We start from the raw sequence: 12,731 nt of genomic DNA on the forward strand, positions 1-12,731 counted from the left end.
GAGAGTGCGACTGTGCTCAGCGCTCCACACCGGGCGCTTTGAGCTCCGCCCGATCCGCGTCGAGCTTCGCCTTCAATGCGGCGACGCTGTCGAAGAAGACCTGCTCCTGCCGCAGCGGCACCAGGCGCAGCGATGGCGGCATCAGCACATGGCTGACATTCGGCCGCCCCGAATTGGCGAACGCCTCCGACCGCTGCAGCGTCTGGACTGCGATGGCCACCACGAGCAGAACGCCGACCACGACGCCCTTGGCCACCAGATGGGTCCGCCCGACCGCGCGCAGATGCAGAAAACACGTGGCTGCAATGACCGTCCAGGAGACCACATAGCCATAGGTGAAGACGGCGGCCCAGGTCAGGGCGAACGCGGCAATCTGCGCAAACTCGCTGTAGATGCAGAACGCCGTGAGCCCGGCCTCGGCGATCAGGAGATGGCGCAGGACCTGCGAGCGTCCCGAAAACAGCCGTGCCAACAGCGCCCATATGCCGACCCACGCCGCCACGACCCCGACCATCGTGAGCGACGGCACGAGATAGTCGGACAGATGCGCTTCGGAGGTTTGTGCAAACCACACCGTGATCGCGTTGATGGCGAGCAGCGCCGCGCCGAGCCCGATGGCAGCCACGACGGGCAGCGCACTGCGCTCAGATCCGACCAGCCGCTCCGGCTCGACGGCATGCGCGGCGTCGCGGATCCGAAGCAGCGTCTGTCCGATGCGGATCGGCTGGACGCCGTCGAGAACGAGCTGCGGCTTTCGGCTCCTGCTCCTGTCGAGATAGAGCCCATTGGCGCTGCCGAGATCCTCGGCGACGAGGCGCCCGTCAGCGTCGCGAAAGATCCGGACATGGCGCGCGGCCACGTAGGGGTCGTCGAGAATGACGTGATTGTCGTAGCCACGGCCGATGCTGATCTCCGTCGCATCGACGCGGAAGCGGCCGGCGACCTCGCGATGCTTGGAGAGAATCTCGATCCAGATCATCGGGCGACCTGCAGCCGTTCGAGAAAGCTCCTGCCGAGCCGCAACGCGTCGTCATAGGCGATCGCCTGCAGATTCAGGCGGGAGACGAGCGCCTCGTCGGCACGGTCCTGCGTGACCGCGACAACCGCGACGTCATAGAGGCCGTCGAACTCGCGATAGCCCTGCGCGCACCAGAGCACGCGCAGCGGTGGGTGATCAGCCGGCGGTGCGATGCCGACGAAATCCTCATGGCAGTGCTGCGGCGTGTACCATTTGCGGAACGTGCCGCCCAAGGTCAGCCGCGGCTGCGCCAGCTGCGTCAGCACGGTGGCGAATTGAAACTGATTGAGGTCGATCGACTTCGCGTAGGAATGATTGATTTCGACCGTACCGGTGTTGAGGTCGGAGGCGACATAGACGCTCGCATCGGCCTTGCAACTGGTCGAATTGATGCTGGCCCGCGGCTTCGGCGAGGCGCTGGCATTGGTGCTGGCCCAGCATTCGAACCACGCCGCATGCGTTTCCGGCGCCTGATAGGAGCCGAACACGCGATCATGGAAGCCTTCCTCGGCCAGGGATTTGTACATCGCGCCGCGCCAGCTGGCGAGCTGGGCAACGACGTCCTTGCGCAGATCCGCGGCCTCCGGCCTGATGTCCTTGCCGCGGATCAGCAGAGCGGCGGCGAAGCGGGCGGGCACCAGAAAGCTGATCAGCTGACCGCCGCGTCGCGTTGCGACATTGACGCCGACCACCTGCCCTTGGGCGTTCACGGCGGGACCGCCGCTCATGCCGGGATTGAGCGCGCCGGTGAAGTGAATATGGTCGTTGTAGCTGTGCTCGACGAGGCCGTTATAGGTCCCTTCGATGATGGTAAAGCCGAGGTCCAGCGGGTTGCCGAGCGAATAGAGACGCTCGCCCTTGGGCAGGCTGCCCTCGAGCGCCGCTTTGTCGAAGGTGAAGAACGGCGCGTCGTGCTTGTCGACGCGCACGAGTGCGAGATCATTGGGCAGATCGACCGCAAGCAGAGTCACGCCGCCCTGCGTGCCATCTGCTCCGGTATATTCGAGCCGATAGGTCTTCGGCTCGAGCGCCGCGTCGGAGACCACGTGGTAGTTGGTGATCGCAAGCCCGTCTGCCGAGACCAGAAAGCCGGAGCCGGTCGAGGTCTGGCGGCCGGCATCGGCCAGGAGGGTGCGGATCTGCAGCAGTCGCGGCGGAGCCGAGGCATAGACGGTGTCCGCGCCAGCGAGCGCCTGCGCACTTGCGCCTGACGGCACCCCGGTGATGCCGATCGCGCCGAGAGCGGCGACGATCACGCCCCGCCAGAGCAGCGCCGACACAGTCCTCACAAAGCCGCGTCCCAATCGAACCCCCGCAACACGCCGGCGGCCGCCGACGTCCTGCGTCACACGCTCGATCAGCCCGCAATCCGGCCAATAACGAAAACAGACCGACCTTGCAACCGAGCCACCACCACCCGATGCGACTCAGCAATGCGGCACGTTCGGCGGACATCGCTTGCCTGCCGCCGGCGGAGCAGCCGGCCGCGGCGGCGGCGCCGCGGGCCGCATCATCGGCGGGGGCGACGGCGGCCGGGCCATGGCAGCCATCGGCGGCGGGCTGGGACGCGCCATCGGCGGTGGGGGAGCCGGTCGCGCCATCGGCGGCGGCCCGGGGGGACGCATCATCGGCGGCGGGCCCGCGGGACGGATCATCGGCGGCGGCGCGGCGTGGACCGGCGCGGCGCGAACCATCGGCGCCGTCGGAGGTCGAGGCGGAGCCGGCGGCTGGCTCAGGCGCGCGGCCGCCGCAGGCGGCGGTGGGGCACGGCGCGGCGGCGCGGCCTGTTGCAGTTGCGGCCGTACCTCAGGCGCGCGCGGACCAGCGTTAGGCCTGACCGGACGCGACATCGCCGGCGGCGGCGTGACCGGCGTGACCGGCGCGGCCGCCGCGCCTGGCGGCGTGCGGCTCGCCTGCAACCCGGACGCAGGCGACTNGCGGACCAGCGTTAGGCCTGACCGGACGCGACATCGCCGGCGGCGGCGTGACCGGCGTGACCGGCGCGGCCGCCGCGCCTGGCGGCGTGCGGCTCGCCTGCAACCCGGACGCAGGCGACTGCGGCGGCGGCGATCCGCCGGCCGGTCGCGCAGCTTGCGTCGGGCCCGGTGCGGGCGCGGCCAGCAACGGGGTCCGCACATGACCGCCATTGCCGGCCGGCGGGATCGCAGGTGCCCCCTGACCAGGCATCGGCAGCGCATTCGCTGCAGGCGCGACCGGCCCCGGTCGACCGGGCAGCGTCGGCGGCGTGCCAGCGACGCCGCTTTGTGTCGAATTGGGAACCGGTCCATGGCCGCCCGGCCCTGCCCCGGCGCCGAGCCCGGCCCCAGGTCCCGCGCCGGCGCCCGGCAATGGCGCCTTGCCCTGCTGGATCAACGTCGCCCGCTGCACCGCTGCGGGCGGCAGCGCCGGCGCCAGGGCGACGGCGGGCGTCGTCGCGGCGGCCGGCCCGGCGGCCGCCGGGCCCGTCGCTGGTGGTGCGGTCGGCGGCGTTGGCGGCGGCCGATTGATCACGGTATTGATGACCGCAGTGTTGTGGATGTTCTGGTAGATGATGTTGTTCGGCGGCGGCGCAACGAACGCCGGCGGCCGGCAATAGACCGGGATCGGCACGAACACCGGCCGCGGCAGGAAGAACACGCCGACCGACGCAAAGGGCGGCGCCAGATCGACGAAGTCGGGTGGCGGCGGCGGCAGGATATAGACCGGCGGCGGTGGCGGCGGCACGAAGCCGAACTCCGGATCCGAGAACATCAGCGCCGGACGCTCGATATAGACGACTTCATCGAGCGGCGGCGGCGGTACGTCATACTCGATCATGGCGAAGGTCGGCGGCGGCGCCGGCAGCGCCGACAGCATCGCCAAACGCCGTCGCGCGTCCTCGGCATGTGCGCCATTCGGATAGCGCTTCAGATAGGACCAATAGGCCTCGGGGCTGTCGGTGCGAAAGGTGCGACGCCAGGTCAGCGCCTCGCGGCGGGCCGCGAGAATCGCGCGCACGCGTCGCGCCAGCGGGTCGCTCGGATAGGCTGCGACAAAGTCTTCGTAGCCCTGAAGGGTGTCGCGCTCCAGCGCAGCCACATAGGCCTCCTGCACCGGCAGATCGCGGATCGGCCGCGTGCGCAGCGCCGCCGTCTGCTCGGGCGAGGCTTGCGCGGCCGGCGCGTCCGGCCCCCGCTCGAAGAAGGTGACGGCCGCCTGGATCTTCTGCGCATCCCACGGCACCTGCGCGCCCTTGGTCTCCTCATTGACTCGCAGCCGCAGCCGGTCGAACACCTCCGGCAGCGACAGACCGCCGGTGCGGATCATCTCCGCCAGCGAGCGCGCATAGACGCCGTAGGAGCCGGTCTCGTTCGGTGCGATCGTGCCCGGCGCGGCGTTGAAGGCGATCAGCATGTTGTTGTCGGGCTCGACCAGCGCCAACCCGCCAGCCAGGGTCGGCCCGCTGGCGATGAAGGGCTGCTGGCGAGCCGCGTCGAGCACGACCACGCCGGCCTTCAGCGGCGTCGCGGCAAGCTGGCGGATGTAGTCGCTGAGGCGGAGGCCTTCGGTCGGAATGTCCACGTCGCTGGCGATATTGGCGTCGACCGGAATGAAATAATTCTCGCCGGCGAGCTGCATGCCGTAGCCGGCGAGATAGACCATCGCGACGGTGTTGCCATCGGACGACTGCGCCTTGTGAATGAAGTCGCGAAAGCTCTTGCGCAGCGTATCGCCGTCGAGGTCGCGGGCGCCGACCACGTCGAAACCCGCCGCCTGCAGCGTCTGCGCGATCAAGCCGGCATCGTTGGCGGCCGTGGCCAGCGCGCCCTTGGCATAGGCGCCGTTGCCGATGACCAGCGCGATGCGTTTCTCGGTTGCGGGCTGCTGCGCCGCGGCAGACACGAGCGAAGCTGCCAGCGCGAGCAGGCAGAGCGAGACAGAGCAGACGATCTTTGAACAGCGCATGACGGTTCAAGCCCTTCGAGGCATTCTGCCCCGGATTCAGCGCGCGCGTGGCTGAACGGCGGTTGAACGGGGGCACGCCCGTACAGCCCACGGGCAGCCTTTTGGTTCCTCGCCCTGCGGTTCCGCGTCGTATTCCTGAGCGCAGCTACGCGTCGTTCCGCGATCCGGAAGCCCCCGGCCCACCGGACCGCTCGCTCACAGCTGCTGCACGTCGACCACGCCGGTCACCGCCTTGATAGCGCCGGCGATTTGTGGCGAAACCTTGAAACGCCCGGGCAGCTTCATCTCCACCTCGGTCTCGAGGTCGAGCATCATCACCAGCGACACCTCGCCCTCCCCGGCCCGCGGCGCGAGCGGCGGCGCGGCCGACTTGGCAGGCCCACCAGCGCCGTTCGCCGCGGCCTCCGGCCCCTGCAGGCGCTTGACGATGGAATCGAGCGGCTTGGTGTCGCGCAAGAAGATGCGCAGGCCGCGCTGCGTCTTGGCGGCGGCATCGTCGAGCGGCTCCGCATGCAGCACGCGGGCGCGCACATCCTCGCCCTGCAGCTCGGCGCCGAGTTGCAGCAGCACCGCGGCGCCCGGCTCGAGCACGTCGCGATATTGCGCCAGGCCTTCCGAGAACAGCACGGCCTCGAAATGACCGGTCGGATCCGACAGGCCCATGATGCCCATCTTGTTGCCGGTCTTGGTGCGGCGCTCCATGCGCGACACCACTGTTGCGGCGACCTTGCCGGCGGTCGCGCCGGTCTTCACCGCGCGGGAGAACTCGGCCCAGCTCTGCACCCGCAGCCGCTTCAAGGCCGCCGCATAGTCGTCGAGCGGATGGCCCGAGAGGAAGAAGCCGATCGCATCATATTCCCGCCGAAGACGCTCCGCCGGCAGCCAGTTCTCGACGTTCGGCAGGATGATCGCGGGCGCATCGGCGGCATTGCCGAACATGTCGTTCTGGCCTGAGGTCGCGGCTTCATGCGCGCGCTGGCAGGCCGCGACGATGGCGTCCGCGCCGGCGAAGACGCGGGCGCGGTTCTTGTCGAGCACGTCGAAGGCGCCCGCTGCCGCCAGAGTTTCGATGATGCGCTTGTTGATCGCGCGCGGGTTGACCCGGCTGGCGAAGTCCGCGAGCGAGGTGAACGGCCCGCCTTTGTTGCGGGCCTCGACGATCATCTCGATCGCCTGGGGTCCGACGCCCTTCAGCGCGGCGAGCGCGTAGAAGATGGTGTTGCCGCTGACCTCGAAGGTCGGCCCCGAGCGGTTGATCGAGGGCGGCTCGACCTTGATGCCCAAGCGCTGCGCCTCGGCGCGGAATTCGGACAGCTTGTCGGTGTTGTTCAGATCGAGCGTCATCGACGCCGCGATGAACTCGACCGGATAATGCGCCTTCATATAGGCGGTGTGGTAGGACACCAACGCGTAGGCTGCGGCGTGCGACTTGTTGAAGCCGTAGTCGGCGAACTTGGCGAGCAGGTCGAAGATGGTGTCGGCCTGGTCCTTCGACACGCCGTTCTTGACGGCGCCCTCGACGAAGCGGACGCGCTGCTTGTCCATTTCGGCGCGGATCTTCTTGCCCATGGCGCGACGCAGCAGGTCGGCTTCGCCGAGCGAATAGCCGGACATCTGCTGCGCGACCTGCATCACCTGCTCCTGGTAGATGATGACGCCGAACGTTTCCTTGAGGATCGGCTCCAGGATCGGATGCAGATACTCCGCTTCCTCCTCGCCGTGCTTGCGGGCGCAATAGGTCGGGATATTGGCCATCGGACCGGGGCGATACAGCGCAACCAGCGCGATGATGTCCTCGAAGCGGTCCGGACGCATGTCGATCAGCGCCCGCCGCATGCCCTGACTTTCAACCTGGAACACGCCGACCACATCGCCGCGCGCCAGCATCTGGTAGCTCGCCGCATCGTCGATCGGCAAGGTCGCGAGATCGACATGGACGTCGCGCTGCTTCAACAGCTTCACCGCGACGTCGAGCACGGTCAACGTCTTCAGGCCGAGGAAGTCGAATTTGACGAGGCCGGCCGGCTCGACCCATTTCATGTTGAACTGGGTCACCGGCATGTCGGATTTCGGATCGCGATACATCGGCACCAGCTCGCTGAGCGGCCGGTCGCCGATGACGATGCCCGCGGCGTGGGTCGAGGCGTGGCGCGTCAGGCCTTCCAAGCGCATCGCGATGTCAAAGGCGCGCGCCACGACGGGATCCTCGTCGCGGAACGCCTGCAGCTTCGGCTCGCCCTCGATCGCCGCGGCGAGCGTCACCGGCGCGGCCGGATTCTGCGGCACCAGCTTGGTGAGCTTGTCGACCTGGCCATAGGGCATCTGCAGCACGCGGCCGACGTCACGCAGCACGCCGCGCGCCTGCAGCGTACCGAAGGTGATGATCTGCGCCACCTGATCGCGGCCGTAGCGCTGCTGCACGTAGGAGATCACCTCGCCGCGGCGGTCCTGGCAGAAGTCGATGTCGAAGTCCGGCATCGACACGCGCTCGGGATTGAGGAAGCGCTCGAACAGCAGCGCGAAACGCATCGGGTCGAGGTCGGTGATGGTCAGCACCCAAGCGACCAGGGAGCCGGCGCCAGAGCCGCGGCCCGGTCCGACCGGAATGCCGTGCGCCTTGGCCCATTTGATGAAGTCGGACACGATCAGGAAGTAGCCCGCATATTTCATGCGGGTGATGACGTCGAGCTCGAAAGCGAGCCGCTTCTGATAGTCCTCCTCGGTCATGCCCGGCGCCATGCCGTGCACCTTGAGACGCCGTGCCAGGCCCTCCTCCGCCTGCCGCTTGAGCTCGGCGGCCTCGGCGCTGGCCGCGTCCACGGCATCAGCCCCGCTGCCGGCGCCGACGGTGAAAAACGGCAGGATCGGCTTGCGCGTGCGCGGCCGATACGAGCAGCGCTCGGCAATCTCGACGGTCGAGGCCAGCGCCTCCGGAATGTCGGCGAACAGGACCGCCATCTCGGCCCGCGTCTTGAAGCGATGGTCGGGCGTCAGCTGGACCCGATCGGTGTCGGCGATGAGATGGCCGCCGGCGATACACAGCAGCGCGTCATGCGCCTCATAGTCATCGGCGGTCGCGAAATAGGGCTCGTTGGTCGCGACCAGCGGCAGGCCCTTACCATAGGCGATGTCGATCAGACCGCCCTCGACGCGGCGCTCGCGGTCGGTGCCATGACGCTGCAGCTCGATATAGAGGCGGTCGCCGAACAGGCTCGCCAGCCGCTCGCAGCGCTGCCCCGCCAGCGCCGCCATGTCGTGCTGGATGGCGAGCGAAATCGGGCCATCAGGCCCGCCGGTCAGCGCGATCAGGCCGTCGACACCCTCCTGCAGCCATTCGAACTTGATGTGCGGCGCCTGGTGCGTCGGCGTATCCAGGAAGGCCCGCGAGTTCAGCCGCATCAGGTGCCGATAGCCCTCCTCGCGCGCCGCCAGCAGCACGATTCGCGACGGCTGCGCCACCGCCGCAGCGTTGCGGGCATTGGGATCCATGTCGCCAAAATCGATCGCGAGCTCGCAGCCGGCAATCGGCTGGATGCCATAGCCCGCCATCTTGTCGGAGAATTCAAGCGCACCGAACATGTTGTCGGTATCGGTCAGCGCCAGCGCCGGCTGGCGGTCGGCCTTGGCGAGTTCGCCCAGCTTGCCGATCTTGATCGAGCCCTTCAGCAGCGAATAGGCGGAATGGACATGGAGATGGACGAATCCGGCGCTGGACATGCTCGCCTTGCAACTTCTCTGAGGACTTCCGGGGATCAGTGCGGTGCGAGGGCCGACGGCCGGGCCTGGTGGTTCCCTCGTCGACTCGCTTGCCGATGATAACGGATCAGCCCGTGCGAGTCGGGCCGCTCCCGCCGCTGTCCGGCTTTTCCCCAGCCGCCCCGATCAGAAACATCAAAGCTGCGGAATGATTTGCGCCCAGAGCGCGATCATTCCGACGAACAGCGTGATCGACGCCAGTGCGGCGGCTTCTTCGACGAAAACCTTCAGCATGGGGACCCTCCCTGAGCTAGAACATATGAAGAACAATGTTCCTTTTCTGTTCTCAGGTCAAGCGCGCCGCCGGCGACGGTGACCGGCCGCAGCGAGACGTGGTTAATCCGCCCCGCTCGCGCAAGAAAAAGCCCCGGCGCGATCGCCGGGGCTTGTGACTTGGTCGATGACTTGGCCGATGGTCCGAGGAAAGGACTCAGTACCGCGTCGCGACCGGGCCGCCGAATCGATAGTTCAGGCGGGCCGTGAACAGGTCAGCATCCTGCTTGATGCTGTCGGAACCGAGCGCGCCGAAGCTCACGGTCTGGCGATCCATGAACAGATGGTCGTATTCGACGCCCAGCGACCAGTTCGGCGCAAAGCCGTATTCGAGGCCAGCACCGACGACGCCGCCCCAACGGGTGTTGTCGTTGGAACCGAGGAACGCGCCGGTCGCGGCGTTGGTAATCGTGTAGGTGTTGCTGGTGATGGCCGCACCGCCCTTGGCGTAGACCAGCACGTTGTTGAAGGCGTAGCCGACCTGGCCGGTGAACAGACCGAACGCATCGGTCTTCGTGCGGTTGCGGGTGCCGAACAGCGCGCTCTGATTGTCACCGGAGAAGTCCGCCCAGTTGCCCTGCGCCTCGACGCCGAACACGAACTGACCCATCTGCCAGCGATAGCCAACTTGGCCGCCGATGGTGCCGCCCGACGAATCGTGCGAGCCCTCGCGACCGCCGCCAACGACATCCCACGTGTTGTGGGTCCAGCCGCCGCCACCGTTCACACCGATGTAGAAGCCGCTCCAGTCATAGATCGCGGCCATCACCGGCGGCGGCGCCTTCGTGTAGGGACGCGCGGCGAGATCCGCGGCAAGCGCCGGCGAGGCCAGCACCACGAGCGCCGTCGTCGTCAACAGAAGTTTCTTCATCAATCCAGTCTCGTCTCATTTGGCCCCCAGGCCAGCCGCACCTCTTAACGATCTGCGCCACAATTGCTGTAGCCATGATGTCACAGGGCGCTGCTGAACGCGCCTCAGACATGACTGGAAATTAATCTGTAATCACAGTGTGTTGATGGAACTTTTTGATATGCAATCGGGAGCTGACCGACTACACACGAAGCGGCTCGCGCGCACTGCTTCGCATGCTGTATGCCGGGTCAGGACATCAGGGGATGAAGGAGAGATCGGTGATGCGTGGTGTGTTCTTCGCAACCTTGGCTGCAGCCGGCCTTGTGGTCGCAGCCCACGCGCCCGCGCAGGCGGTTGGCATCAGGCATCCGTTCTGTCTGCAGGGCGATCAGTTTCCCGGCTTGAGCAATTGCACCTTCGACAGCTACGCGCAGTGCCAAGCGACTGCATCGGGACGCCTGCTCGCTTGCATCGCCAATCCTTATTTTGCCGGCGTCAGCGATGATCCGCGCGCAACGCCGTATCCCTATCCGAACCGGCAGCGCATCAAGCCACGTCCCCCGCGCCCGAATCCCTACGCGCCGCTGCCCAATCCCTTCGTGTTCGAAGAGGACTGAGTTCGAAGACGATCGCAATCATGCTGCGCTCCCACGGAAACGCATCATGATCTTTCTTCCTTGAGCATGGTCTTTTCGGAAAATCGGTTTCCGCTTTCCGGATCATGCTCTGACGAACAGGATCGAGACGGAGGCAGGCGTGTCGCTCGCCTCCGCTCGACGAGCGGCCTCAGCGCATCATGCCGAAGCCCGGGCCGAACTTGTAGTTCAATCTGACGAGCCCGATGTCGACATCCTGCTTGATGCGATGAGTCATCACAGCTGCACCAGCGGCGTTGACGAAGTTCAGGTTCTTGTTGCCCAGGAAGATGTGATCGTACTCGACGCCGACCGACCAGTTCGGCGCGAAGCCATATTCCAGACCCGCACCGATCGTGCCGCCCCACCGCGTGGTATTCGCCCGATCGAGCATGACATTCGTGTTCGTCGTGAAGGTGTCGTAGCGATCGCCGACGACCGCCGCACCGCCCTTGATGTAGCCCAGAATGTTGTCGAAGGCGTAGCCGACCTGGCCGGTGAACAGGCCGAAGCCGTTGGTCCGCGAACGGTCGCTGACATTGGGCAGGATCAGGTTGCGATTGGTGCCCTTGAAGTTGGCCCAGTCGCCCTGCGCTTCGACGCCGAACACCCAGTTCGCCATCTGATAGCGATAGCCGACCTGACCACCGACGGCCGCACCGCCGCCGCCGGAGCAGCCCTCGCGATTGAGCGCCGGGTTGACCACGACGTTGGCGTTCTGAACCAGATTCCAGCAGTCTCGGCTGGAACCGCCACCGGCGTTGAAACCGACATAGAAGCCGCTCCAGTCATAGACCGTCGCCACCACGGCAGGTGGAGCCTTGGTGTAGGGACCCTTCTTCATCTGAAGGTCAGCAGCCAAGGCGGATGTCGCCGCGGCGATCGCGCCGAGTCCCACCGTTGCGCCGAAAAGCGTTTTCATCATCGAACTCCGTAGCTTCTGTCCCAAGGTCCCCAAACCCTCTGTTCCGACTCAAATACATGCAGCGCGACGAGGCGACGGTGCATTCGCAACGCGCTTCACCGAGATCACTTGATGAGCAGATTAGAAGCGTTCTTTCCGGCTTTTATGGGATTGGGCGCAAACGCCTGTTTTCAAAGGACTTGGCGACACTCTGAACAAACAACTAACAGGATATAAGGAAGAGTCGTGGCCGGCGTCGCGCGCACGCCACAATACGAGACGCACATCGTCGCCGAAATCACGGCGCGCCGCGTCACATCACCGTCGCCTTGAGGTCCCAGTCGTGAATTCTTCACGACAACCGATCACCTTGCGAATGCTTGGCATCATCATACGCAAAACCGACGATTGTATGGTGGCTCACTACACGGCAGCTCGGAACTCAGCGACCGAGCGCGTCGCCGCTCGTTCGGTAGAAGCCCTCAAATCGTGTAGTAGATCGCAAGCTTCAGCGCAGGATCGTCATTGGCCTGGAACGTCGCGTAGCGAAGCCTGACACGCCCCTTCTTCGGATGTTCGAGCAGCTTCTCGCCGGCGACCAGGCCGTTGATATCGTGAGCTGCCCACAGCTCCTCAAATTCGCGACTGCCGCGTCGCAGCCGCGCGATCAGATCAAGGAAGGCAGGATCACCCGCCCACAGATCATAGGTTGCGCGAAACTGCGCGACCATCCGTTTCGCCAGCTCCTTCCATTGCGCACCAAACAGCCGGCGCACGCCCGGCACGCACAGCATCAGCAGCAGCGTGTTGCGCTCGTCGTCGGCCAGCTGTGAGAACCCGAAGATCTCGTCCGCCGCGGCGTTCCACGCCAACACGTCCCATCGCCGTCCGGAGATGTAGGCGGGCTGGTTCAGACTCTGCACCAGCTCGCGCAATCCGGCCGGCACCTGCTCGCGCACGAACGGCTTGCGCAGGGGATTGCTCGCCAGCGCCTTGAGATGCGCATGTTCCGTTCGGTTGAGGCGAAGGGCACGTGCCAGCGCATCGATGGTCGCGGATGACGGCTTCACCGCGCGACCCTGCTCGAGCCGGATGTACCAGTCGACACCGATCCCAGCGAGTTCGGCAACCTCCTCCCGGCGCAGCCCGGCCGTGCGCCGCCGCCGTCCAGTCGCAAGCCCGACGGCTTGCGGCGTCAGCCTCTCGCGCCGCGAGCGCAGGAAGTTTCCGAGTTCGGCATGCCTTGGATCACTCATATGCGTTCCCGCGCCAGCGCGTTCCGAAAGTGGGCTTCCGCAATCCTAGGATAATACCAGGTCTTCTTGCGCGACGCATAGACCGCCATGC

Annotated in this window: 7 protein-coding genes and 1 pseudogene; 1 reads left to right on the top strand and 7 read right to left on the bottom strand. The window is 66.3% G+C overall.

What is annotated here, in order from left to right:
* Nucleotides 1–16 precede the first annotated feature (16 nt).
* The 5 genes and pseudogenes from HL671_RS10755 to HL671_RS10775 all read right to left on the bottom strand — a co-directional run bounded on the left by HL671_RS10755 (nucleotide 17) and on the right by HL671_RS10775 (nucleotide 9,863).
* Nucleotides 17–979 (bottom strand): FHA domain-containing protein, encoded by a 963-nt coding sequence (locus HL671_RS10755; RefSeq protein WP_172236382.1) that lies wholly within the window; start codon nucleotides 977–979, stop codon nucleotides 17–19.
* The gene (locus tag HL671_RS10760) at nucleotides 976–2,298 is read right to left on the bottom strand and encodes a S1C family serine protease (protein WP_374050102.1); all 1,323 of its coding nucleotides are present in this window, start codon (nucleotides 2,296–2,298) and stop codon (nucleotides 976–978) included. The genes HL671_RS10755 and HL671_RS10760 overlap by 4 nt, the downstream gene beginning before the upstream one ends.
* Before the next feature lie 147 nt (nucleotides 2,299–2,445).
* Nucleotides 2,446–4,963 (bottom strand): annotated as a pseudogene (locus HL671_RS10765) (caspase family protein).
* Nucleotides 4,964–5,158: 195 nt separating this feature from the next.
* Nucleotides 5,159–8,680 (bottom strand): DNA polymerase III subunit alpha, encoded by a 3,522-nt coding sequence (gene dnaE, locus HL671_RS10770; RefSeq protein ID WP_012044550.1) that lies wholly within the window; start codon nucleotides 8,678–8,680, stop codon nucleotides 5,159–5,161.
* 469 nt (nucleotides 8,681–9,149) lie between these two features.
* Nucleotides 9,150–9,863 (bottom strand): outer membrane protein, encoded by a 714-nt coding sequence (locus HL671_RS10775; RefSeq protein WP_172236383.1) that lies wholly within the window; start codon nucleotides 9,861–9,863, stop codon nucleotides 9,150–9,152.
* 263 nt (nucleotides 9,864–10,126) lie between these two features.
* Between HL671_RS10775 and HL671_RS10780 the strand changes: the two genes are divergently transcribed.
* Nucleotides 10,127–10,462 carry a DUF3551 domain-containing protein gene (locus tag HL671_RS10780; RefSeq protein WP_012044552.1) on the top strand — a complete coding sequence of 112 codons (336 nt, stop codon included), beginning with the start codon at nucleotides 10,127–10,129 and terminating at the stop codon, nucleotides 10,460–10,462.
* 169 nt (nucleotides 10,463–10,631) lie between these two features.
* On the opposite strand, the gene HL671_RS10785 is transcribed toward HL671_RS10780, so the two are convergent.
* Together HL671_RS10785 and HL671_RS10790 are read right to left on the bottom strand one after the other, a co-directional pair.
* Entirely contained in the window at nucleotides 10,632–11,405 is a 774-nt protein-coding gene (locus tag HL671_RS10785) for an outer membrane protein (protein ID WP_172236384.1), read from the bottom strand.
* A gap of 461 nt (nucleotides 11,406–11,866) precedes the next feature.
* Nucleotides 11,867–12,640, bottom strand: coding sequence for a helix-turn-helix transcriptional regulator (locus tag HL671_RS10790; RefSeq protein WP_172236385.1), 774 nt, complete (start codon nucleotides 12,638–12,640; stop codon nucleotides 11,867–11,869).
* Between the last annotated feature and the right edge of the window lie 91 nt (nucleotides 12,641–12,731).

The organism is Bradyrhizobium denitrificans (assembly GCF_013179005.1).
Classification (GTDB): domain Bacteria; phylum Pseudomonadota; class Alphaproteobacteria; order Rhizobiales; family Xanthobacteraceae; genus Bradyrhizobium; species Bradyrhizobium denitrificans.

Bases quoted from the DNA above. Each gene is read 5' to 3' on its own strand.
- HL671_RS10755 (WP_172236382.1), bottom strand. From the start codon at position 979: ATGATCTGGATCGAGATTCTCTCCAAGCATCGCGAGGTCGCCGGCCGC.
- dnaE (WP_012044550.1), bottom strand. From the start codon at position 8,680: ATGTCCAGCGCCGGATTCGTCCATCTCCATGTCCATTCCGCCTATTCG.
- HL671_RS10775 (WP_172236383.1), bottom strand. From the start codon at position 9,863: ATGAAGAAACTTCTGTTGACGACGACGGCGCTCGTGGTGCTGGCCTCG.
- HL671_RS10780 (WP_012044552.1), top strand. From the start codon at position 10,127: ATGCGTGGTGTGTTCTTCGCAACCTTGGCTGCAGCCGGCCTTGTGGTC.
- HL671_RS10785 (WP_172236384.1), bottom strand. From the start codon at position 11,405: ATGATGAAAACGCTTTTCGGCGCAACGGTGGGACTCGGCGCGATCGCC.
- HL671_RS10790 (WP_172236385.1), bottom strand. From the start codon at position 12,640: ATGAGTGATCCAAGGCATGCCGAACTCGGAAACTTCCTGCGCTCGCGG.